Genomic DNA, 23412 nt, shown 5'->3' on the forward strand with positions numbered 1-23412 from the left:
CTTACTTCTTACTGGACAACTGCTAAAATATCGCTCTCGCGAATGATTAAGTATTCGTTGCCTTCGTACTTCACTTCAGTGCCTGCAAACTTGGAATAAATGACATGGTCTCCGGCACTTACTTCAAGTGCGACCTTCTCATTGTTTTCTGTTACACGGCCTGTACCAACCGCAACTACTTTGCCTTCTTGAGGCTTTTCTTTTGCAGAGTCTGGAAGTACAATTCCGCTTGCAGTAGTTTGTTCTTCCTCTACTAATTCAATAACAATACGATCACCTAATGGCTTTAACAATTAGGACACCCTCCTTAGTCAGGTTCATATTTCGATTCATGTCGTTTATTAGCACTCGATTATGTTGAGTGCTAACACAATTCCTATAATAAGCAATTCAATTTTGTTTTTCAAGTAGAAACTATCAATTTTTTATCAACTTTTTTCTACAAAATTCGCAAGGTCATAAGTCCTTATTCTTATTGGATGTTTTTAAATTGTGATAAAATACATAAAGTATGGAAAGTCCCTGTTTTTCTTTAAAAAAGGAGTTATGTATATGCCAAAACGATATTGGTGGATCATTATCACATATGTTATCGCGCAGCTTTCTTCATTTATTGGACTGCCGATTTTGTTTCTTCTCGGTTTCGGCCGGTCAGATGCGATTGCTATCTGGTCAATCTTAAGCTTCACCATTGCTACTATTGTCATCTTACGTCTATTAAAACCTGATATGACGGAGCCTGAGTTACGAGGCGAGCGTTCAAGCAAAGGGAAGATTGTCCTCTGGTCCATTCTCGGTGTATTTCTCGCGTTGTTTGCGCAAGGGATTGCCGCCACAATTGAGACGCAGGTTTTCGGCATACCTGCAGGATCTGAGAATACAATGGATCTTATGAACGTTGCGAGAGAATCCCCGCTGTTCATCTTATTACCCGTTGTGTTTGCACCTATAACAGAAGAGATCATTTTTCGAAAAGTAATTTTCGGTCAAATGTATAAACGCTTTAACTTCTTACTGGCTGTCTTAGTGTCCTCTCTCGTGTTCGGGGCGTTTCACATGGATTTCAAACATATGCTGGTGTATTTTTCCATGGGTGTTGTCTTCGCTTTCTTATATGTAAGAACGAAAAGCATCATTACGCCGATCGTGGCTCATATGGCGATGAACTCGTTCGTCGTTATTTCTCAGCTTTTCTATTCAGAGGAAGATATTCGCCGCATGCAGGAGCAGCTGCAGACGATTGTCACGGGAGGGTTGTTCTAATATGAGAGCTTCTCCCCTTACGATGGCGGCCATCTACTTTTTCATGGGGGTCGCCTTTACGTATATCGCAGCCAGCATGGAATCGGAAACGCTTTGGAGCTTTCCAACGCTGCTGCCGATCATTATTGCTACGTTTAATTTCGCGGTAACGATCCGTTTAATTAATATTCACCTTAAGATTAAACAATCAAAGAACGATAAAAAGAATAAATAGTTCTGGAGGTGAGAGCTGTGAAAGCCATTCTGCACAGTCACCGTGTTCATCTGGGTCCTGTGAGCGATGAGCATCTTGAGCAAATTTCAACGTGGTTTAATCATTCGTTGTTCCTGCGCCGCTTCGATGCTGCAGCTGCACAGCCGCGTTCGTACGATTCTTTAAAAGAATGGCGCGATGATGCCAATAAGAATGACAGCCATTTTCTATTTTCCATCTGTGATGGAGATACGCTGATCGGCTACGTAGAGCTTGACGGAATTCTGTGGAACCAGCGTAACGGCTGGATTTCGATTGCGATTGGTGATGCCGATTATCAAGAAAAAGGCTACGGTACAGAAGCCATGGAGCTGTTAATCAACTACGCCTTCCAAGAATTAAACCTTCATCGATTGCAGCTTACTGTTTTTGATTACAACGAACCGGCCTTAAGGCTGTATGAAAAACTTGGTTTTACTTACGAGGGAGCTCAACGAGAATTTATCCTCCGCGACGGTAAAGCTTATGATATGTTGATGTACGGTTTGCTCGCGCGAGAATGGAACACCTAACGAAAAAATGTTGAAGAGTCACTATAGCTCTTCAGCATTTTTTTATGCCTTCACCTTATCATCCTGTACACCTTTTAATAAGAAAGAAAACGGCAGAGCGATAAGTAATACAGCTGCTGAAACGAGAAACGCTTCGTTTAACGTCTGCAGTGTCGCTGCCTGCATATCTATACCAGGAGCAGCCGCTACTTGAGCACGCCGTACTTCATAATAAATAGAAAAAAAGACGATGCCTAGTGACGAAGAAATCTGGCGGATGATGTTGTTCATTGCCGAGCCCTGCGCCACTAAATGTTCAGGAATCGCGTTCATGCCCGATGTCGTTGCCGGCATATTCCCCATGCCCATGCCTAGTCCGCGCACAGTGTTAAGTAATAGAATCAGCCAGTATGGCGTGGACACGTGCAGCATACCAAGCCCAATAGTAGCGGCAGCCATAATCGCAAGGCCTGGCGGTACAACATAGCGCGGCCCTTTTTTATCGAGCAGGCGCCCGCCAATCGACATAAAGATGCCGCTTGCCGCCGCTGCAGGTAAGAACAGCAGTCCTGTCATCACTTCATTTAGCCCGTACACGACTTGAATGAGCAGCGGCAGTAAGAAAATACCGGAAAACAGGCCGATCGACGCTGCTGACGTAACGAGAATCGAAACCGAATACGTCGGTACTTTAAAGACGGATAAGTTGAGCAGTGGATCATCGTGACGATTTTCATAGAATACAAAAGCTGTGATCGCTAATAATCCTGCCATGATCAAGGCAAGGTTCAAAGGATCGACGAGCATTGAAAGCTCACGCCCTCGCCCAAGAGCCAGCAGTACAGCACCAATTCCAAGCGTAATCATGACAAAACCAATGTAATCGAACTTCTTCTCTGGATGCGTTTCTGTCCGTTCCAAAAATCTCGTCGATAATAAAAGTCCAAGTAAGCCAAACGGAATATTAAACGCAAACAGCCACGGCCAGTCCAAAAACTGAATCATAAAACCGCCTACTGTCGGTCCGATCGCAGGGGCCACCATCGCGGCTACCCCGTATACGCCTACGGCTAAGCCGCGTTCGTGTTTAGGAAAGGAGTTAAAGATAAGAGCCATAGCAATCGGCATCATCATACCGCCGGCCGCCCCCTGGATGGCCCGCGACATAATGACCATTCCAAGCGTTTGTGAAAGCAGCCCGGAAATAGAGCCGAGGATAAATAGACACAGTCCGGCGATGTACACTTTCTTTTTCCCAAATCGATCACCTAAATAGCCGGTTAACGGCATCGTCATCCCCATCGATACCATAAAAATCGTTAAGATCCAGCCGACTGCCACCGCGTTGGAATCAAACACGTCAATAAACCGCGGAAGGATCGGATTCAGCATGCTGTTATTTAAAATGACAGTAAACGTTCCAAATAATACAGATAGTACGACTAACCATTTCGTAGGTATTTTGCTCAACATCAGATCCCCCCCTTTCTTTATAATGTCCCCTTCTTTTTATACCCTAAGTAACAACCATTTTAGCACTTCTATCGGTCGCAAACATTCGTTATGCCTACCCTATTTACAATATGTTACAATTTCTACTATAAAAAAATAAGGGGGACGCTCATGCCTAAAAGTTTGGTTATACTTTTAATATGCCTGACATTTACTTTATTAAGCGGCTGTTCTCACTCTACTGCGGATTCTGAAAATGAGAAAGATACGGTTCTTATAAAAGTCATCAACAATAGTGATATGGAATTTCACGCCATGGAGCTGCAATTTTACCAGGATGGAGAGCTGATCGCTTCGCAAGGCAGTACATATGCAGACGGCTCCAGTATCAGCCGTGAAGAAAATTTAGAATTCCATTTTAACGAAGAAGACTTCCCTTCAGAAGGTGACACAGTTATGGAACTTATTACAGCTGATGAAGAAAATAAAAATAGAACCATTGGCAACGAGGTAACGGTGAACTGGAAAGAAAGCAAAGAACACACCTACGAGATTCAAGGAAACTCCTTCACCACACTTTCTTTACTTGAGAAAAAAGATTGACATGGAGGTGGTTGAGAATTGGGTAATGTAAGTACTCAGATTCCTCTACATGCGAAAAAAAGCTTTCATCTTTATTGATAAATTGCTTTCGAAGCATAGTAGAGTGGATATCCTTCTGAATTCTTTAAATTCCATAAGGGCACGACTTGTCTTCTATTACTGAAAAGGGTTTTATGAAACGGCGACACTCCTATGGGAGAGACGAATAAGGTGTGACCCCGGAGGGCTTATAAAGCCCGAGGAGGCACACCATTCGCCCATGGAAAGGGAGTCGTTTCATAAAACCCTTTCCTCTAGGTCCCGCCAGGAAGGATTACACTCTCAAGGTAAAAGAAAAAACGAGCTTTCTATGCATGCAAAAAGGACAACCTTATCAGTTGTCCTCCTCTTCATCTAATGGATAATGTTTTAAGAAATACACAAGCGCCTGCAGCTCAACAGCTAAGTCAATGTGATGAACACGCACGCTGTTTGGCACCGTAATTCGCGCAGGAGTGAAGTTCAGCACCCCAGAAATCCCAGCTTCAACCAGCCGATCAGCAATCCCTTGCGCTGCAGAAGACGGCACCGTCAAAATCGCAACAGAAATGCCTTCCATATGCTTCTCTAAATCGTCGATGTGCTTAATCGGCACACCGCCTACTGTCTGTCCGATACGGTCATCCTTTGCATCAAAAGCGACTTCAATTTTTGTATTGTTATTTTTCATGAAATTATAGTTTAAAAAAGCAGTTCCTAAGTTTCCGACCCCAATTAAAGCGACGTTTGTCGTTTCATCCTGATCAAGCGTCTGACGGAAAAATGATAACAGATATTCAACATTATACCCATATCCTTTTTTCCCGAGGGCTCCAAAGTAAGAAAAATCACGGCGAATTGTTGCCGAGTCAACTTTAACCGCTTCACTCAGTTCCTTCGAGGAGACTCTCATCTTACCCTGGCTATGGAGATTATTAATGAATCGATAGTATAGCGGCAGCCGCTTCGCTGTAGCTTGTGGTATTTTAGCGTTTTCTGCATCCATTGGATTAACCTCCTCTTACCGGCTTTCTCGATTATAATCGCCGGATTTACCTCCTGTTTTCTCTTCTAGATACGTCGGACCGATAACCATTCCTTTATCGACAGCTTTACACATATCATACACCGTTAATGCAGTTGCCGTAGCTGCGGTTAGTGCTTCCATTTCAACCCCCGTGCTGCCTTTTGTTTTCACCGTGACGATAATATGGAGAACATATTTCTCGTTCGTCTCCCACTCAAAGGTAACATCGATCCCTTTTAACGGAAGCGGGTGGCACATTGGAATCCAGTCGGGCGTCTTTTTTGCCGCCATAATTCCAGCGATTTGGGCAACAGAAAGGACATCGCCTTTCTCCATATCGCCGCTTGTTACTTTATGATATATCGTTTGATTTACTTCTATACTCGAATGCGCGATTGCCGTTCGTACGGAATCTTTCTTTTCCGAAATGTCGACCATCCGGGCTCGTCCTTGTTCATTGAAATGAGTAAATTCAGACATGCGTGGGACTCCTTTACCATTTGTACGGTTAGTTACTCAAACACTACTCCTATTTTATCAAAAAATCAAACGAAAGTGTTAAAGCGTTCACAATCTCTTAAGTACCTCTCCTTGCTACTGTCGTCCTATATAAGATACACTTATTTCATTGAGGTGAAACGACATGATTCTCATGCAACTAAATCAATTGACGAAACGGTTTGGCGCGGAGTTAATTTTAAAAAATATTAAGCTGGATGTACAAAAGAATGACCGCATTGCGATTGTCGGAAGAAACGGTGCCGGTAAAAGTACGTTGTTGAAAATGATGGCCGGGGACATGAGCCATGATTCCGGAGACATATTTAAACCGAAAGATGTTTCCATGGGATACCTGGCTCAAAATACAGGTCTGCAGTCCGGTGATACAATTTGGAATGAAATGTCGAAGGTGTTTGGCCATTTGCAGAAGCTTGAGAAGGAGCTTCGCCAAATGGAAGCTGATATGGCAGATCCTGACTTACTTGCCGACGAGAACAAGTACCAGCAGCTGCTTTCAAAATACGATGAAAAGCAAGACTACTTTAAGGTCGCGGGCGGCTATCAATATGAAGCTGAGATTAAAGCCGTTTTAAATGGTCTTAACTTTCACGGTTTCGATTGGAATACGTCGATTGCGACACTGAGCGGCGGGCAGAAAACGCGGCTTGCCCTCGGAAAACTTTTATTAACGAAACCGGATATTCTCATTTTAGATGAGCCGACCAACCACCTGGATATTGATACGCTCTCATGGCTTGAGTCTTACTTACAGGGTTACGAAGGCGCTGTTGTCATCGTGTCGCACGACCGCTACTTCTTAGACGAAATTGTAAACACCGTATATGAAATTGCCCATCAGGGTGCTAAGAAATACCACGGCAACTACAGCGATTATTTAAAGAAAAAAGAAGAAGATTATGAGCTTGAGCTGAAGCATTATGAGAAACAGCAGAGTGACATTAAACAAATGGAAGAGTTTATTCAAAAGAACATTGTCCGTGCCACGACAAGCAAGCGTGCGCAAAGCCGACGCAAGCAGCTGGAGAAAATGGATAAGCTTGATAAGCCAAAAACGGAGCAGCAATCAGCGAAGTTCAGCTTCCAAGTGGCGAAGAAAAGCGGAAATGACGTTTTGAAGATTCGTGATTTAGCGTTTCGCTATGATGATCAGGACCGCTACGTGTTTGATCATCTGTCTCTAGACTTACAACGCGGTGATTCTTTCGCTTTAGTCGGTCCCAATGGTGTCGGGAAAACGACGCTTCTTAAGACGATTATCGGTGACTTAAAAGCAGCTAAAGGCAATCTTATGGTCGGGACAAATGTCCAAATCGGCTACTATGACCAGGAACAGACGAAGCTGAATTCGAAGAAAACCGTGCTGAACGAGCTTTGGGATGAGTATCCGCATAAAAACGAAAAAGACATCCGCACGATACTTGGAAACTTTTTGTTCACAGGAGAAGATGTGTTAAAACCTGTCTCTGCTTTAAGCGGTGGAGAAAAAGCACGATTATCGCTCGCCAAGCTGATGATGCAGGAAGCTAATTTGTTAATCCTGGACGAGCCGACCAACCATCTCGACTTAGATAGCAAAGAAGTGTTGGAATCTGCACTTGTCGATTATCCAGGAACCATCTTATTTGTTTCCCACGACCGTTACTTCATTAATAAAATCGCCACACAAATTGTGGAGATGGAGCCGGCTGAAACGCGCGTATTCCTCGGGGATTATGATTACTATCTTAACAAGAAACAGGAAGAACGGGAACTTCAGGAAATTGAAGAAGCCGAACGAGCTGAACAGGCCGCAGCTACGAGGCCGCAGGAACAAGAATCAAAGAACAGCTTTCAGCAGGATAAAGCTTTAAAAAGCGAAGAACGTAAACGAAAACGCCGCATCGCTGAAATTGAGCAGGAAATTGAACAGCTTGAAGCAAAAGTGGAAGAAAATGATGCGCTCTTATGCAAGCCGGAAGTTTTTCAAGATCATGAGAAATCGCTTGATCTGACGGAAGAAAATGTGCAGTATCTAGAAAGAATGGAAGCTTTACTGGAAGAATGGGAAGCTTTAGATGAATAATGCAAAAGAATTGGCTCAGAGTGATCAACCTCACTCTGAGCCATTATTATGGAGCTTTTCTGATTGGAGCGTCATTTCATATAACGATATTCCATCAAACGATTTAAAATAGAGATTTCCTGTAATAATTCCTCTCCCACATTGGTTTCCAGCACCTTTTTCCGCTCCAGTTCTTTGTCCACGAGTCGCTTAACTGATAGAACGTCGGTTCCATTCCTCAGCACTTCTTCTTTTGAGTTAAATTGTTTATGGGCGACAAGCTGCATGCCATAGGAATTATATAATAACGTGTAACCGGCAATTCCTGTCGTTAATTGATATGCCTTGGAAAACCCACCGTCAATCACAATCATTTTTCCGTTTGCTTTAATGGGGTTTTCTCCATCAATTTCTTTTACCGGGGTGTGTCCATTTATAATATGGCCCTGCTCAGGATTCAGCTCAAATTCTTTCAGGATCTTACGGCACGTTTCCTCATTTTCACGTAAATGGTAATATGGATTCTTTTTCTCTTTATGGGTTTCCTTATCCTTAATGAAATACCTTTCAAACGTGGTCATGGCTCTTTTTCCAAAAAGGGATGAATATTCTCCGGTCCATAAATACCACACCATATCTGTGGCCAAATCATCTGTCTCTTCAGGGTGTGCAAAAGCGTGACGTAAATAATGTTCAAAAATATCAAGCAAGTCACGGCCGGCATAGGTTTTATTCTCAATCATCATTTCTTCCATATTTCCGTTTTCATCTAGAGGAATACACCCGTGAATTAATAAGTTTCCATTGTATTTTAAATATAGACTGCCTTTTTTCATTAAAAATTTCATATGTCTGGCGAGCTTTTCCGAATGTTGTACAGAAAATAACAGCTTGTCAATCACTTGCTGTTCTTCCTCTAATAATTGATCCGGCTGCTCTGGATTAACCGTGGCAAAACAGCTGTTTTCCAGCGGGTACGTTTTCCCGTTAATGGTTATTTCGTTTTTATCATAATCCACTTTTTCAAGCAAAAGCCTTTCAGACATATTAAAGTTCGGTCGTCTTTTAATGATAGGACTTTCAAGTTTAAACTGAATCATAGCAATGGCTTGATGAATTTTCGTAATTTGCAGTCGTTCATGGTCTGATGCTTTTTGATCTGAATGAATTTTCGGCCTGAAGACAGGGTTGTCCTCATAGTATTTATCCGCCAGATTAAGAAGGGGTCTAAGGTTGATTCCATAGACGTCTTCAATGATATCCAAATTATCGTAGCGGGCGCAGATCCTGATGATATTTGCAAGACAAACCTTTGAGCCGGCAAAAGCCCCAATCCATAAGGCGTCATGATTCCCCCATTGAATATCAACGGAATGATAATTGATAAGCGTTTCCATAATTTTATCCGGTTCGGGTCCTCGATCATAAATGTCCCCTACTACATGAAGATGGTCCATTACCAGCCTCTGTGTGGTATAAGCAAGACCTGTGATGAGCTTATCCGCCTGATCAAGAGAAATAATCTGCTGGACAATTTTTGTGTAATACTGTTCTTTATTCGCATATTCATCTGTTTTGTATAAAAGTTCTTCTATAATATAGGCAAATTGATCAGGCAAGGCTTTACGCAATTTCGACCGTGTATATTTAGACGAAGCGTAGGAAATGAGCTTAAGCATTCGTTCAATAGTATCTTTATACCACTGGTTTAATGCCTCGTCATTATCAAAGCCATTTTTAATAATCTTCAACTTTTCTTCAGGATAATAAACCAGCGTCGCCAAATCATTGATTTCATTCTCATAGATGACTCCGTTAAAAATATCCCTGATTTTCTCTTTGACTCTTCCTGACCCATTTCTTAATACATGTTGAAAGGCTTGATACTCCCCGTGTAAATCACTGACAAAATGCTCTGTTCCCTTAGGCAGATTAAGAATGGCTTCAAGGTTAATAATTTCTGTAACTACTTTTTCTTCACAATCGTATTCCTGGGCTAGTAATTCTAAGTATTTTTTGTTCAATATTATGTATCTCCTTTCCAATTTCATCATGATTTCACACTGAAATGCTGCAATTGACAATTAAAATTGAAAGCGTCGGTAACATATTAATTATATATGATCGTAACATGTTTTCACTTTTTAGAAATAGCGCTGACAATATTCATAATTTCAAATATTGGAAGTGATAGAGTACATTTCTACGTTTTCTAACCCATTATAGCTGAGCTATTTACAGCTATTTTATCATATAAAAAAAGACAAGCACTCCAGTCTGCTGGAATACTTGTCTTCCACTGTTCTTATTTTCTGCGAATACCAATCGTTCGGCCGGCTTGTTTTGGCGGGTTCTGATCAGCTTGATTCTGATGAATTTCATAAATGTTTTTTTCCACGAGTTCCGGGAATGGTGCTCCCCGTCCTTCTGATTGATCAATCCCCATCAGCATTTCTTCTAATGTGGCAGTCAGCTCGCCATCATCATTGTGCATGGATAAAAATAAGTGGATACGCTTCGCATCATAATCCAGCACCTGGGCTCTGATCGTAAATACTTCTCCTTCTTTCATTTCCTGCAAATAGCACGTATGAGTTTCTAGTGTAAAGATCGTATATTGAAAGCGGGCGCGGGCTTCTTCAGTAAGGCCGATATCTTCAATAAAAGCATCGGTTGCCTGACTGAATGCTGTATTGTATTCCGCATCATTCATGTGTCCGTTGTAATCGACCCAATCTGAAGGGACGGTTTGCTTAAATTGAAAATCCACGGCTGACCCTCCTTTATACGTGATTTTTCTCTTGCTCTTTCGGCCAATATTCCTGTACTAGATCGTATAATCTAATTAAAAATTCGTTGCGGTTCTGATCAAGTTCAGACATGGACATGCCGTTGGACTGTTCTTCACAGCCTGATACCACTTTATTGTACAGTTCATCGGTCAGTTCCGGGGCTTCAAGCTTCGTCCACGGCTTTTTCAAGGCGGGACCGAATTGTTTGAGCATATGACGCATGCCTCCCTCTCCTCCTGCTAAGTGGAAGGTTAAGAAAGGCCCATACTGCGCATACCGGAGTCCCGCTCCGTGTGTAAAGGCTTTGTCCACTTCTTCTGTTGTAGCAATGCCTTCGTTCACAATGTGAAGCGATTCTCTCCAGATCGCTTCAATTAAACGGTCGGCAATATGACCTTCAATCTCATGGCGAACGAGAAGAACTTTCATATTGATACTTTCATAAAAAGCCTTCGCTCTTTCTACATTCTCCAGCGTGGTCTGTTTTCCTGCTACGACTTCTACGAGCGGCAAAATATATACCGGGTGGAAGGGGTGCGCGACCACGAAGCGCTCGGGATGCTGTAGATTTGCCTGCAATTCTGAAGGCATGATGCCTGAGGTGCTCGATCCGATGAGCGCTTCAGGTTTCGCGTGCTGGTCAATAGACTGCAGAACGGTTTGTTTTAGCTCTTCGATTTCGGGCACATTTTCTTGAATGAAATCTGCGTCTTTTACCGCATCTGCTAATTCCGTTTCAAAGCTTAAACGTTCTTTAGAAGCTCCTTCTGCCAGGCCAAGGGCTTCGACATACGGCCACGATTGTTCAACAGCACGGCGCATACGTTCTTCCGCTCCTTCGGCTGGATCTGTCGCCACTACGTCATATCCTTGGGCCAGTATACGGGTAATCCACCCGTTTCCAATGACTCCTGTACCTACAATAGCGATTTTCATGCTTACTTTCCTCCCCTCGGGTTTCGTAGATTGAGAAATTCACGTGCTTCCTGCGGCGTCATTGACTGCAGATCCAGGCCGTTCAACATCGTGACAGCCTTATCAACGAGCTGTTCGTTTGTGGCTGGAACTCCTTTTGATAGGTATATATTATCCTCTAACCCAACACGGATGTTTCCTCCTAGAAGGGCTGCTTGAGAAGCCATCGGCATCTGCATGCGGCCAATCCCGAAAGCAGACCAATGTGCGTTTTCTGGAATTCGGTTCTGCATGTACATCATCGTCTCTGCATCTGCAGCCGCTCCCCATGGAATTCCAAGACAAAATTGATACATCGGATCACCGTCTATCAGTCCTTCTTTCACTAACTGGTTGGCAAAACGAATATGGCCGGTGTCGAAGCATTCAAGCTCCGGCTTAACTCCGCTCTCTTGTATAAGTTTTGCCTGATCTCTAAGCCAGTCCGTCGGGCTCATATAAATCATGTCACCGAAGTTTGTGCTTCCGCAATCGAGCGTACACATTTCCGGAAGCAGCTCACCTACCGGCTCATGACGTTCCGCTGGCGTCTGCATATCTGTTCTATCACCGCCAGCCGCTGGCGTGTCTAAACTTGGAATAAAGTCACCGCCGCCCCCGGACGTTATATTAATGATCACATCAGTTTCAGATTCACGAATGCGATCGACAATTTCTCGATAATGCTCAACATTATGGCTGATCCCGCCTGTTTTAGGATCACGTGCGTGTACGTGGGCCACCGTCGCCCCTGCTTTTGCAGATTCAATCGCTGATTCTGCGATCTCTTTCGGTGTGACCGGTACGTGTGGATTTTTTTCTAACGTATCTCCTGCGCCTGTAACTGCAGAAGTCAGTAATACTTTATTTTTCATTCAAAAGATCCTCCTTTGAATTGGTGTTTTGTTTTGATTCGAATAAAAGTGTACCATCTGGACTGTTTAGTATCAACAGTTGTTTTAAAGTTTTATTTATCTTTTCCTCAAGCAGCCCTGTTTTGAATTATATTTTGAATACACTCACCTATAATACTCAAAATCTGTGATAAAAGTCTTATAAAACTATCTATCTCCACTATTGTTCCATATCCTCTAATTTCCTGCCTTATTTGTATTTTGAAAGAAAACCGTCTGGATTGTACAGTTTAAAAAGTGGAGAAAAATAAATTCAGTTAACGATAAATAAAGGAGGATTATTGTGAGGAAACAACTCATGGATTGGAAAACGTTTTGGGGTGCTTTGTCTTTATTAATTGGCGTATCTCTGCCCCTGATCATTTTTCCAAAACAAGGGAAAGAGGTCGTGTTAGCAGCCAATGACATCGTGACGCAGAAATTAGGATTCTTATTTTTGTCGGTAGGATTGATCATGCTCCTTTTCCTGCTCTTCGTTGGAATCAGTCGATATGGAGATGTAAAACTTGGAGATAAAGCGACAAAGCCGGAATTTAAAACGAGCTCATGGGCGGCGATGCTGTTTACGAGTGGAATTGGAACCGGCATTCTCTACTGGGGAGTGATTGAATGGGCCTACTATTACCAGGGACCTCCCTTTGGCGTTGAAGCTGGATCTAAAGAAGCGATCCAATGGGCTTCTACCTATGGTTTTTTCCATTGGGGACCGATTGCCTGGGCGATGTTTGCTATTCCTGCCTTACCGATTGGATACATGTTTTTTGTGAAGAAAACAGATGTTTTTAAAATCAGTGAAGCCTGCCGGCCTGTACTCGGGAAATATACTGACGGTCCGATCGGACGTATAGTCGATGTGCTGTTTATGTTCGGATTACTCGGCGGCGGGGGTACAGGTCTTGCGCTGTCTGCGCCGATTATATCAGCCGGGTTGAATCATTTAGTCGGCCTGCCTGATACGATCGTGACCAAGTCGATCATCCTGCTCTTTTGTACAATGATCTTCGGGTTCAGTGCCTATTCGGGATTGCAAAAAGGAATCCGGAGACTAAGTGATATTAACTTATGGCTGGCATTCGTGCTGCTGCTTTTCATTTTCGCGGTCGGCCCCACGACCTTCATTATGGAATCAACAGGGACGGCCCTCGGCCGGATGATGGACAATTTCTTTTTAATGAGCATGTGGGCAGAACCGTTTAACGACCTTGGCGGATTTGAACAAACAGGCTTTCCAGAAGGATGGACCGTTTTTTATTGGGCGTGGTGGATCGTTTACGCCCCATTTGTCGGCTTGTTTATTGCTCGTATTTCTAAAGGACGGACGATCCGCCAAATTGTCTTCGGCACCATTTTATTTGGCAGTTTAGGTACGATTTTATTCTTTGGCATTCTCGGCAATTATTCCATGCATTTAGAACTCAGCGGGCAGTACCCTGTTGTGGAGACTTTAAATGAACAAGGGGATGCTGCAGCAATCATCGGAACGCTAACTGAACTTCCATTCTCTACGCTTGCGATCGTTGTATTTGTTCTGCTGGCTGTCATCTTCTTATCAACAACGTATGACTCAGGGTCTTATGTGATCGCTTCCGTTGTTCAAAAACACGTGGAAGGCGAACCGATGCGCATTAACCGATTATTCTGGGCACTGGCTCTTTCCGTACTGCCGATGGTCTTTATGTACCTTGGCGGATTGACTACCCTGCAGACGATCAGTATTATCGGCGGTTTTCCACTGCTCATTATCCTGCCTATCTTAGGCTGGTCATTTATTAAATTAGTGAACGAAGATAGAGAAGCAGAAGAAGAGAAAGAAGAAAAGAATGCTTCCTGACAAAGGAGAGGACACCATGACAACACGCTATGAAAAAGGAATAAAAACCTTACGCGCCTACACGGATCAAGAAAAAGGGACCGATCATTTTAAACTAATGAAAGACTTAGAGGACATCGCCCCAGATATCGGTAAGTATATCGTCGAATTCGCTTATGGTGATATTTACAACCGAAGTCATTTGAGCAAAAAACTCCGGGCTTTGACTGTGCTTTCAAGCCTTGTGACGCAGGGGTCAGGAAGCCTGCCTCAGCTCGAGCTGCACATTAACACAGCTCTCAACGCAGGGTTGACAGAGGAAGAAATCATCGAAGCCATGATTCAGCTCATTCCTTACGTTGGTTTTCCAACCGTCATCAATGCAGTAAAGCAGGCCCAGCACGTTTTTCAAGAACGTTCTAAAACACCGACTCACACAAGCCATCCATGCTGAAGACACACCATTGGCGCAAGGAAAGAAAGCTGTTGAGATCCCCGAAAAACTAAAGGTTCATGAAAGATAATTTAAAAGGCGGCCTGTGTGGGAATTTATATTCCACACAGGCCGCTTTTCTTCTAATTTAAGAGATTCTGCGCTTTGAACATACGAATGGGGGTTAGATTGATCTCTGTTGATGCCACGATGAGCGTTCGGTAGTGAGGCCTGGTCGATTAAAACCGGCCACGTCCTGGGGCCAACATCGACACTAGCACGTCCGGTGCGTTGCGGGAACAGTGAAAGGCGAAGATCTATATGGTCAAGTGAAGTTAGCTGAGGCCGTGCCCGCTGCAAGCATCCACCGACAAGCGATTCGTGACGCTCTTTAAGATTAGGACTTTTTCAGTGACCTCAAGGGGCTTTAAAACTTGCGGAAAAACAGGGGGTTCTCCCCAGGCTGAGCCCCCAGTTCCTGAGAGGACTGGGGGCTCTTTATGATTGCCTGTCAGAGATGGAGAAAAACGATCACTCTTCCGCTTTGGAATTATGCTCCGCTAAAGTCACAGCTATTTCATCTCCAATTGATTGAACGCCTTCAAGATAATTATTTAAAACGATGGAAAAGATCAACTCTTCCCCCTCTTCTGTTGTCACATATCCAGACAGGGAGTTCACGCCTGTTATAGACCCTGTTTTCGCCTTCACATTATCTTGTGCAGCCGTATCGCCCATTCGGTAGCGCAGCGTTCCACCGACAAACCGGTCACTATTTCCAGCGACAGGCAGGGACTTCAAGTATGCCGGGAACCACTCTTTACCCTGAACCTGGTAAAGAAGCTGAGTAAGTTCGTTTGCAGGAATCATGTTCACATGTGACATACCGGAACCGTCACGCAGTCTCATCGCTTCTGCATCAACATTGTTATTTTGAAGAAAATCTTCCACTACTTCAAACCCTTTATCCCAGCTGCCTTCATCATGGACAACTTTGCCCATTTCTTTAATTAACACTTCAGCATGGCCGTTATTGCTTAATTTCATAAAAGGAAGAAACAGTTCTTCCAGCTGCATAGACTCTTTGGAAGTAAGTAAATCCGCTGTTTCAGGAACTTTTTCATGTATGCGCTTTTCTCCTTTAACTTTGATTCCTTCTTCACTCAATGCCTTGTGGAATAATTCTAACGCCAGTCCTGAAGGCTCTGATACAGATACCCAGGAGCGTGAACGGGTGCCTTCAAGAGGAATTTCACCTTTCACAACAATCTGATTTGTGCCATGCTCACGTTCAATGGAAATATTTTTAGGGTGATCAGAAGCCACGGTCTCTGTTTTATTAACAATTTCCACATAATCATTTGCAGGAGTGACTTCTACCTCTGCCTCTTCCCCTTCTGCATTACCAGGATAAGCATCCACTATGACAGTACCCGCATCATAATCTTCATTTGGGGAGACAGTTAGTGCTGATATTTGAGCAGCTGTATAGTTAGTTTCATCATTCCAGGAGATATCCTCTGATAATCGAATATCGTCATACCACGTATCATCAGCCAGAATATCGCCTTTAACCTCTTTAATACCCTCTTCTTTCACAGCTTCAGCAAATGCTTGAATGTCATCTTCCATTAATGTTGGGTCACCTTTCCCTTTTAAATATAAGTCACCATGCAGTTTTTTCCCCTTAATACTTCCGTCTGTTAAAACCTCTGTTGTAAACGTGTAGTCTGTATCAAGGGTTTCAAGGGCAGCAGCGCCGGTTACAAGCTTCATATTAGAAGCGGGTTTCAATCGAATATTACCATCGTTTTCATACAACAACTCTCCGCTTTCAGCTGAGCGAACACTAACACCGGCTATGGCTCCATCTAACCTCTCATCCTTTAAAATATCGTCGATTTGATTGGATAATGCTGTCTCCTCAGAGGAAGCATTTACCTGAGGGTGCTCCACAGCCTGGGAAGGCGCTAACATTAAGAACGCGGCAAGGAAAACAATAAACAGCTGTTTACTTCTGATAGAAAATTTCATTATGTATCTTCCTCCTTCAATATTTCTGTCTCTTTAACCTTAGCAAAGGAGACAGAAAATTTTAACAATTTTCTGTAAAATTATACAAAATAGCCCCATAGAAGGAGTTCTATACGTTTAGCTTATTCCAATACAACTGTTCTTATTTAATCCTTGAAGCTTTCGATTTATATTTTCGTATTGTCCCTTTTCAGGATTCCTGTTACTATTATTTTTATTGTTTTAAAGCAAAGAATACTCATTTTACAACAAGAAGGGAACAAGAATTATGAAAAACAAAATATCATTTTCTACGTATGCTCTAATAGGTACGATGCTGTTCGGTCTTTATTTCGGGGCGGGAAACTTAATTTTCCCAATCCAATTAGGCCAAATGGCAGGAACAAATTTCTGGCCGGCATTAATCGGCTTAATTGTAACAGCGATTGGTCTGCCGTTCTTAGGAATATTAGCGATTGGTTTATCGGGCAGCAATGGTCTACGTGATTTAGCAAGCCGTGTGCACCCTCTATTCGGTCTCAGCTTTGCGATGATTCTTTATTTAACCATCGGCCCTTTTTTCGCGATTCCACGAACAGCAACGGTACCGTTTGTTATTGGGTTTGAACCGTTTATGAATCCTGATCATGCTGCTTTATGGCTTGGAATCTTCAGCTTCTTATTTTTCGGGATTGTCTATTATTTCTCTCTTAATCCTGCAAAAATTATGGATTACATCGGAAAATACTTAACGCCGACATTCTTAGTGTTCTTATTCTTTTTAATCATAGTGGCGATTGTTCGACCGATGGGGAACTTTGGCGCACCTGCTGGTGACTACACTCACCTGGCATTTATGACAGGATTTAAGGAAGGTTATAACACTATGGATGCTCTGGCCTCGCTTGCTTTCGGTATTGTTGTTATTCATGCGATTAAAAGCCAGGGAATAACAGACACGAAATCCATTGCAAAAGCTACCTGGAAGTCAGGTATCTTCGCGATGGGGTTGATGATGCTTATTTATGGTTTGATTACTTATATGGGAGCATCCAGTGTTTCAGCTGTTGGCACCTTTGACAACGGCGGGCTGATTTTCGCTGCTGTGGCTCAACACTATTTCGGATCGTTTGGAGCCATTTTACTCGCTGTTATTATTGTCCTCGCTTGTTTGAAAACAAGCATTGGGCTGATCAGTGCCTGCAGCGAATTTTTTCATGATACATTTTCAAGCGTGAGCTATCAGACGTTCGTCTTTGTCCTGTGTCTCGTATCCTTTACGATTGCAAACTTCGGCTTAACCAACATCATTCAATTTGCGTTACCCGTATTGATGTTCTTATATCCGCTTGCGATTGTGCTTATTTTACTTGGGCTGTGTTCCTCCCTGTTTGCTCATAAGCGGAGTGTATATGCCGCATCTATATTTCTAACTTTTTTCGTCAGTATTGTTGACGGGTACAGTGCCTTAGCAGAAAGTGTGCCAGGCGTGACCCTTTCTACAATTGAAACAGTGAAGCAGCTTTATCTTGATTATTTACCGCTTTATGATATCGGACTTGGGTGGATATTCCCAGCTTTAGCCGGTGCCTTGATTGGCCGCTTTTGGACGTCCGGCGATAAATCCCCTTCTCCATCCATAACCGTGGAAAATAACGGATAAATCAGCTAAAAAACACCTCCGAAGTTTTAAAACTTCAGAGGTGTTTTTTCTGTCTGTATTTACCTTATCCATTCAAGTCTATCACTTTTATCTGCTACTCGGTTTTATGCGTTTGTTCCGTTAAACGCTCAAGCACCTTTTTCCTAAGGCTGGGATTTAATGGTCCAAGGCCGAAAATCTCTGATAACCACAATCCATCAACTGCAAGGCGCATGATTGTAGCATCAACTTGATCGATTCCATCATGTTCAATATGATTCTGCCAGTCCGCGTAAGTATCTTGCAATGGCTTCAGCAGTTTAGGGTTCATACCCTGGGCCGCTAACATGCCGGCGCTAATTGTTTCGTTTTCTACACTTTTGGCATGCATGACATTAATAAACGACCGTGCCCATTTCCCGATTTCTTCTTCGTCACTTTCCACAAGTTCTTCCACATTACCGCGATAGATATCATTCATATGCTGAACAAGCCCTTCCACCAGGGCCTCTTTTGTGGAAAAATGATACAAGAGTCCACCTTTGCTGATCTCTGCTCTTTTTGCAACAGCATCTAACGTTAACGCATCGCTGCCCTGCTCTTTTACAATCAACGCAGCTGCTTCTAAAATTTTATGCCGCTTCGATTCTCTTGGCATTTTCATTCCCTCATTTATTTAGTACGTTTTTTCATAATGTTATCAGTAGTCAGGAGGTTTTTCAATTTAATGAGGGAAAAGCGTAAGTAGCTTCTTTTTTTGCATAGAGTTGTATGACAAGTATGTTACTATCCACACACTTTTCAACAGTTGTGTATGGATATTATCGGTTTTCAACAATTTAATCCACATTATCCACAGATAGTCAGTTACTTATCCACAAATTATGGGAACGTTTTCTATCCTTCAATTTAAAGACAATAATTATTTTATCCACTGCATAAATATACAACTGTGTATAACTATTTATACAAAAAGAAAACTCCCTTATATAAGGGAGTTTATAAGCCTCTTCTGCCGTACATCTCCAAGTCTAATCCAGGGTTCGCATTCAAGTCATATCCAGCACGGTGTCCTTGTTGATAAGCGACAGATCCTGCTGCAGCAATCATTGCCGCATTATCTGTGCATAAGTGGAGAGGAGGAATAAGTAATTCACAATTTTCTTCTTTAAACTTCTCTTTTAACGCTGCGCGTAAGCCTTTGTTAGCCGCAACCCCTCCTGCTACTATAACTTGCTTTACGTTATATTTTTTCGCTGCTTGATAGGTTTTTGTGGATAACACATCTACGACACTCTCTTGAAAGCTCGCAGCTACATCTTGTGGAGGAATATCTTCATTTTTTTGCTTCGCGTTATGCAGCTTGTTGATAACTGCTGATTTTAGTCCACTGAAGCTAAAATCATAGGACCCATCTTCAAGCCAGGCTCTTGGAAAATTGATAGACACTCCTCCTTCCTGAGCAAGCTTGTCAATGTGAGGCCCTCCGGGATAAGGAAGTTTTAACGTACGTGCTACTTTATCGTACGCTTCACCTGCAGCGTCATCACGCGTTTCCCCAATGACTTCAAAGCTTCCATGCTCGTTCATTAAGATAAGCTCTGTATGGCCGCCAGAGACCACTAGAGAGAGCAATGGAAAGTCGAATTCTTTTTCTAAACGATTGGCGTAAATATGACCCGCGATATGATGCACACCGACGAGAGGCTTCCGCTTGGCAAACGCCAGTGCTTTCGCAGCATTAACCCCTACAAGTAAGGCACCAACAAGCCCCGGCCCTTCCGTTACCGCAATCGCTTCAATATCATCCATCGTAAGCTCTGCCTGCGTCAACGCCTCTTCCAGCGTCAATGTAATCTGTTCAATGTGGTGACGAGAAGCAATTTCCGGGACCACCCCGCCAAATCGCTTGTGGCTTTCAATTTGAGAAGCCACCACATTCGTTACGAGCTCACGTTCATTTTTTACAATAGCCACAGCTGTTTCATCACAGCTGGTTTCAATCGCTAAAATATATTGATCTTCACTCATTTTAATCCCACCCACATAACTAATGCGTCTTCCCCATTGTCGGTATAATAATTTTTCCGGATACCGCCGGGCACAAGACCGAATTTACGATATAAATGCTGCGCTGCTGTATTGGATACTCGTACCTCCAGGCTTAACTGAATCGCTCCCATCTCAATTACTTGTTTCAACGAATAACGAAACAACTGCTCGCCATACTTCTTTCCGCGGTGATTTGGATGGATTGCAATATTGGTCACATGTGCTTCATCAATGATCAGCCACACACCGCAATACCCGAAAACACTTCCCTCGTCTTCAATAACATAATAGTGCGCGTAAGGATTCTCTCCGTTAACTTCCTTCCTAAACGTTTCTTCTGTCCAGGGTACGGCAAAGGTGGCATGTTCTACGACCATTACCTGAGCAAGATCATCCTCTCTCATTTCTCTTACCTGTACCATTTTACTGCTTCTCCTGTTGCGCCAGCCACTTCGCTTCAGCTTCAGGAATACGCAAGTAATTAGGCACGAGATCATGTAGAGGAGCCGGCTCTTTCTCCATTGCAGCAAGAGCAAGATAGGAAGGACTCGGGTAATGATAGCTGGCATCCGGTATAACCGCCTGCTCTCCTAAGTATTCTTCAATTACTTCTTTGTGAAGAGACACGTCCTGACTTAAAAAAAGTACAGGAGTCTCTAGTTCTTTTAACGATGCCAGCCAGTCAGTCATGTGCAGGTTTGTCTCTTCCTTCACAGCGTTCATCTTCGGATCATACAGGCCGGTGTAAACCAGACCTCTTCTAGCATCAAAGAAGGGACAGATGTATGCTGAAAATAGGCGTCCCTGGCTCGCTAAAGCTTCTAAACTGGAGATGGCAACCACTGGAATTCCTAACGACCACGCCATCGTTTTTGCTGTTGTTAAGCCAATACGCACCCCTGTATAAGACCCTGGACCGTGCGCTACCGCAATTCGATCCAGTTCTTCCGGCTTCGTTTGTGTGTCGCGCATCAATTGGTCAATCGCAGGCATCAAACGGATCGAATGATTTTTTTTCACATTCGTCATTATTTCACCTGCAACAACACCTGCTTTGACTACCGACAAGCCTAATACATCATTTGACGTATCTATTGCCAGCACATTCATGAACTCATCTCCTTACAAACTTGTTCAAAATGAGGGGAACGAGCAGCTGCCGAGATCTTACGTGACGTTTCATTCACGTACTCAACCGTTAGCTCCAAACGTTCCTCAGGGAGGTAGTCTTCAATGAACTGTGCCCACTCGACAACCGTCACACCTTCTCCATTAAAAAACTCCTCAAAGCCTAAGTCCTCATCACTATCTTCTAAACGATACACATCCATATGATAGAAAGGGATCCGTCCGCTATACTCTTTAATCATCGTAAACGTAGGGCTGTTCACTGTCCGTTTCACACCCAGGCCTTTTGCCAGACCTTTCGTAAAGGTCGTCTTCCCTGCCCCTAGATCACCTTCTAGCGTTAGTACATCACCGGCTTGCAGCAGTTCTCCCAGCTTCTCAGCAAATTGCTTCGTATCCTCTTCTGAATACGTTATCCAAGTCATTGTCGTCATATTAATCACGTTCCTCTTGCAAATGGGTATACCCCGATTTATTTAAAATAGAACGTTTGCCTTCTTTATGAAGGTACACAGCTCCATTTTTATCGCTCTCTTTCACTCGGCCAATCTCGACGAGAGGCGTATCGGTTTGATGAGCTGCCTCCACGACGAGGGGCCATTCTTTTTCACTAACTGTTCCGATTAACTCAAAATCCTCTCCGCCAGAAAGTATCCATTCTTCAAAATGAGAAGGGAATAACTCAGGGAGCTGAGGAGAATAAGGAATGTGTTCAAAGTTTAAATGAAGATCTACCCTCGAAGCTTCAGCAATCTCATTCGCTTCATTCGCAATTCCATCACTCACATCATTTAACGACACACGAGAGAGAGGGGTTAAGCTCTTGGCAAAATCAACGCGCGGATCCGGCGTGCGGTGCCTTTTTATTAAATATGAGTCATTCACACTCTTAAGTATACATTCCAGACCGGCACGAGCATCGCCTAAAGTACCTGTCGCAAAGATAATATCTCCCGGACGAGCGGCGCTGCGGTAACGAGCCTTATTTTTTAATACATAACCAAAAACCGTAATTGATACACACAACTGTTTTCCAGAAACCGTATCGCCTCCAATTAAGTCGATATGGTATTCATTAGCCAGCGCGCGCATGCCACGATATACTTCCAGCAGTTCTTCCCGAGACCAGCCTCTAGGAACCACCAACGACACTAAATAAAACGCAGGCGTGCTCCCCATAGCAGCTAAATCACTTAAATTCGCAGCCAATGCACGGTAACCTACATGGTAAGGTTCCATAGTGTCTCTTGAAAAGTGAACGTCCTCCACCATCGTATCAACCGCCGTTACAATATCTTCAGAAGATTGGCGAAATACGGCCGCATCATCACTCACTCCCTTGATCAGCGAAGCCTGATAATAAGCGGCGGGCTGGATCGAATCGATAAAAGAAAACTCGTCCATAACAAAAACCCCTCTCGTCCTGCATTAAAGAAACCCTACGTTCCTTCACAATAAACCCATTATACCAAGGAACCTCTTGAAAATAAAAAAAGCCAAAGAAAAAACCTTAGGAAAGAATCCCTAAGGCTGTAATATAAGATGTAATGGCGGTCCGGACGGGACTCGAACCCGCGACCTCCTGCGTGACAGGCAGGCATTCTAACCAACTGAACTACCGGACCATATTTAATTGAACGTACCACTAAATAATTCAACTTATTATGTTGAATTACGTTAGTTGCACTTTACAGTGCTACGATTTAAAGATTTTGGTTGCACTTTACAGTACTACGATTAAATAATTTGGTTGCGGGGGCAGGATTTGAACCTGCGACCTCCGGGTTATGAGCCCGACGAGCTACCGAACTGCTCTACCCCGCGATAATGTGGGTGAACTTATATCAAGTTCCCATAATATTAAAGAAATAAAACTGACGTGGCAGCGTCCTACTCTCACGGGGGTAAACCCGACTACCATCGGCGCTGAAGAGCTTAACTGCTGTGTTCGGCATGGGAACAGGTGTGACCTCTTCGCTTTCGCCACCACATCGATTGAGGTGA

At 43.3% G+C, this 23412-nt stretch carries 23 protein-coding genes, 2 tRNA genes and 1 rRNA gene; 8 read left to right on the forward strand and 18 right to left on the reverse strand.

Features of this window, described 5'->3' with window-relative positions; all coding sequences use genetic code 11:
- Positions 1–8: 8 nt before the first annotated feature.
- Positions 9–293 carry a co-chaperone GroES gene (gene groES / locus ACGTNH_RS18780; protein WP_394588466.1) on the reverse strand — a complete coding sequence of 95 codons (285 nt, stop codon included), beginning with the start codon at positions 291–293 and terminating at the stop codon, positions 9–11.
- Between the two features lie 259 nt (positions 294–552).
- On the opposite strand from groES, the gene ACGTNH_RS18785 reads away from it, so the two are divergent.
- Genes ACGTNH_RS18785 through ACGTNH_RS18795 form a run of 3 tightly spaced genes read left to right on the forward strand, consistent with a single transcriptional unit; the run spans position 553 to position 2028 of the window.
- Complete coding sequence (locus ACGTNH_RS18785; protein WP_394588468.1) at positions 553–1263, forward strand: CPBP family intramembrane glutamic endopeptidase; 711 nt, start codon at positions 553–555, stop codon at positions 1261–1263.
- Between the two features lies 1 nt (position 1264).
- Positions 1265–1477, forward strand: coding sequence for a YdiK family protein (locus ACGTNH_RS18790; RefSeq protein ID WP_394588470.1), 213 nt, complete (start codon positions 1265–1267; stop codon positions 1475–1477).
- Positions 1478–1494: 17 nt separating this feature from the next.
- Positions 1495–2028 carry a GNAT family N-acetyltransferase gene (locus ACGTNH_RS18795; protein ID WP_394588472.1) on the forward strand — a complete coding sequence of 178 codons (534 nt, stop codon included), beginning with the start codon at positions 1495–1497 and terminating at the stop codon, positions 2026–2028.
- A gap of 42 nt (positions 2029–2070) precedes the next feature.
- Here ACGTNH_RS18795 and ACGTNH_RS18800 read toward each other — a convergent pair whose 3' ends face one another.
- Complete coding sequence (locus tag ACGTNH_RS18800; RefSeq protein ID WP_394588550.1) at positions 2071–3477, reverse strand: MDR family MFS transporter; 1407 nt, start codon at positions 3475–3477, stop codon at positions 2071–2073.
- A 153-nt stretch (positions 3478–3630) separates the two neighbouring features.
- Between ACGTNH_RS18800 and ACGTNH_RS18805 the strand changes: the two genes are divergently transcribed.
- Complete coding sequence (locus ACGTNH_RS18805) at positions 3631–4062, forward strand: hypothetical protein (RefSeq protein WP_394588474.1); 432 nt, start codon at positions 3631–3633, stop codon at positions 4060–4062.
- 373 nt (positions 4063–4435) lie between these two features.
- Here the strand turns inward: ACGTNH_RS18805 and ACGTNH_RS18810 are convergent, their stop codons facing one another.
- Entirely contained in the window at positions 4436–5086 is a 651-nt protein-coding gene (locus ACGTNH_RS18810; protein WP_394588475.1) for a redox-sensing transcriptional repressor Rex, read from the reverse strand.
- Between the two features lie 15 nt (positions 5087–5101).
- The gene (gene moaC, locus ACGTNH_RS18815; RefSeq protein ID WP_394588477.1) at positions 5102–5587 is read right to left on the reverse strand and encodes a cyclic pyranopterin monophosphate synthase MoaC; all 486 of its coding nucleotides are present in this window, start codon (positions 5585–5587) and stop codon (positions 5102–5104) included.
- A gap of 163 nt (positions 5588–5750) precedes the next feature.
- Here moaC and ACGTNH_RS18820 point away from each other — a divergent pair, with 163 nt between their 5' ends.
- Entirely contained in the window at positions 5751–7691 is a 1941-nt protein-coding gene (locus ACGTNH_RS18820; RefSeq protein ID WP_394588478.1) for an ABC-F family ATP-binding cassette domain-containing protein, read from the forward strand.
- Positions 7692–7762: 71 nt separating this feature from the next.
- Here ACGTNH_RS18820 and fbp read toward each other — a convergent pair whose 3' ends face one another.
- The 4 genes from fbp to ACGTNH_RS18840 all read right to left on the reverse strand — a co-directional run bounded on the left by fbp (position 7763) and on the right by ACGTNH_RS18840 (position 12291).
- Positions 7763–9694 carry a fructose-1,6-bisphosphatase gene (gene fbp, locus ACGTNH_RS18825; protein WP_394588480.1) on the reverse strand — a complete coding sequence of 644 codons (1932 nt, stop codon included), beginning with the start codon at positions 9692–9694 and terminating at the stop codon, positions 7763–7765.
- A 281-nt stretch (positions 9695–9975) separates the two neighbouring features.
- On the reverse strand, positions 9976–10440 hold the full coding sequence (locus ACGTNH_RS18830) for a thioesterase family protein (RefSeq protein ID WP_394588481.1): 465 nt from the start codon (positions 10438–10440) through the stop codon (positions 9976–9978).
- Positions 10441–10453: 13 nt separating this feature from the next.
- The gene (locus ACGTNH_RS18835; RefSeq protein ID WP_394588482.1) at positions 10454–11398 is read right to left on the reverse strand and encodes a 3-hydroxyacyl-CoA dehydrogenase NAD-binding domain-containing protein; all 945 of its coding nucleotides are present in this window, start codon (positions 11396–11398) and stop codon (positions 10454–10456) included.
- A 2-nt stretch (positions 11399–11400) separates the two neighbouring features.
- A complete protein-coding gene (locus tag ACGTNH_RS18840; RefSeq protein WP_394588484.1) occupies positions 11401–12291 on the reverse strand; it encodes a beta-keto acid cleavage family enzyme in 891 nt (296 codons plus the stop codon).
- A gap of 322 nt (positions 12292–12613) precedes the next feature.
- Here ACGTNH_RS18840 and ACGTNH_RS18845 point away from each other — a divergent pair, with 322 nt between their 5' ends.
- Both ACGTNH_RS18845 and ACGTNH_RS18850 read left to right on the forward strand, forming a co-directional pair.
- The gene (locus ACGTNH_RS18845) at positions 12614–14161 is read left to right on the forward strand and encodes a BCCT family transporter (protein ID WP_394588486.1); all 1548 of its coding nucleotides are present in this window, start codon (positions 12614–12616) and stop codon (positions 14159–14161) included.
- Positions 14162–14177: 16 nt separating this feature from the next.
- Entirely contained in the window at positions 14178–14594 is a 417-nt protein-coding gene (locus tag ACGTNH_RS18850; protein ID WP_394588487.1) for a carboxymuconolactone decarboxylase family protein, read from the forward strand.
- Positions 14595–15104: 510 nt separating this feature from the next.
- On the opposite strand, the gene dacB is transcribed toward ACGTNH_RS18850, so the two are convergent.
- A complete protein-coding gene (gene dacB, locus ACGTNH_RS18855; protein ID WP_394588488.1) occupies positions 15105–16607 on the reverse strand; it encodes a D-alanyl-D-alanine carboxypeptidase/D-alanyl-D-alanine endopeptidase in 1503 nt (500 codons plus the stop codon).
- A gap of 268 nt (positions 16608–16875) precedes the next feature.
- Here dacB and brnQ point away from each other — a divergent pair, with 268 nt between their 5' ends.
- On the forward strand, positions 16876–18249 hold the full coding sequence (gene brnQ, locus ACGTNH_RS18860; protein ID WP_394588490.1) for a branched-chain amino acid transport system II carrier protein: 1374 nt from the start codon (positions 16876–16878) through the stop codon (positions 18247–18249).
- 94 nt (positions 18250–18343) lie between these two features.
- Here the strand turns inward: brnQ and ACGTNH_RS18865 are convergent, their stop codons facing one another.
- The 9 genes from ACGTNH_RS18865 to rrf all read right to left on the reverse strand — a co-directional run bounded on the left by ACGTNH_RS18865 (position 18344) and on the right by rrf (position 23399).
- On the reverse strand, positions 18344–18886 hold the full coding sequence (locus ACGTNH_RS18865; RefSeq protein WP_394588491.1) for a TetR/AcrR family transcriptional regulator: 543 nt from the start codon (positions 18884–18886) through the stop codon (positions 18344–18346).
- Positions 18887–19227: 341 nt separating this feature from the next.
- Positions 19228–20259, reverse strand: a complete 1032-nt coding sequence (tsaD, locus tag ACGTNH_RS18870) for a tRNA (adenosine(37)-N6)-threonylcarbamoyltransferase complex transferase subunit TsaD (RefSeq protein WP_394588492.1) — start codon at positions 20257–20259, stop codon at positions 19228–19230.
- Positions 20256–20702: a ribosomal protein S18-alanine N-acetyltransferase gene (gene rimI, locus ACGTNH_RS18875; RefSeq protein WP_394588493.1), complete on the reverse strand. Its 447-nt coding sequence runs from the start codon at positions 20700–20702 to the stop codon at positions 20256–20258. The genes tsaD and rimI overlap by 4 nt, the downstream gene beginning before the upstream one ends.
- 1 nt (position 20703) lies before the next feature.
- A complete protein-coding gene (gene tsaB / locus ACGTNH_RS18880; protein WP_394588494.1) occupies positions 20704–21390 on the reverse strand; it encodes a tRNA (adenosine(37)-N6)-threonylcarbamoyltransferase complex dimerization subunit type 1 TsaB in 687 nt (228 codons plus the stop codon).
- Complete coding sequence (gene tsaE / locus ACGTNH_RS18885) at positions 21387–21842, reverse strand: tRNA (adenosine(37)-N6)-threonylcarbamoyltransferase complex ATPase subunit type 1 TsaE (RefSeq protein ID WP_394588495.1); 456 nt, start codon at positions 21840–21842, stop codon at positions 21387–21389. Before tsaE ends, tsaB begins: the two co-directional genes overlap by 4 nt.
- A gap of 1 nt (position 21843) precedes the next feature.
- A complete protein-coding gene (gene thiL / locus ACGTNH_RS18890) occupies positions 21844–22812 on the reverse strand; it encodes a thiamine-phosphate kinase (RefSeq protein WP_394588496.1) in 969 nt (322 codons plus the stop codon).
- Between the two features lie 144 nt (positions 22813–22956).
- Positions 22957–23033: transfer RNA gene (locus ACGTNH_RS18895), tRNA-Asp, on the reverse strand.
- A 122-nt stretch (positions 23034–23155) separates the two neighbouring features.
- Positions 23156–23232: transfer RNA gene (locus ACGTNH_RS18900), tRNA-Met, on the reverse strand.
- Positions 23233–23285: 53 nt separating this feature from the next.
- A 5S ribosomal RNA gene (rrf, locus tag ACGTNH_RS18905) occupies positions 23286–23399 on the reverse strand.
- Positions 23400–23412: the final 13 nt, after the last annotated feature.

Origin of the sequence: Halobacillus sp. B23F22_1, from assembly GCF_043497005.1 — a bacterium.
Taxonomy (GTDB): domain Bacteria; phylum Bacillota; class Bacilli; order Bacillales; family Halobacillaceae; genus Halobacillus_A.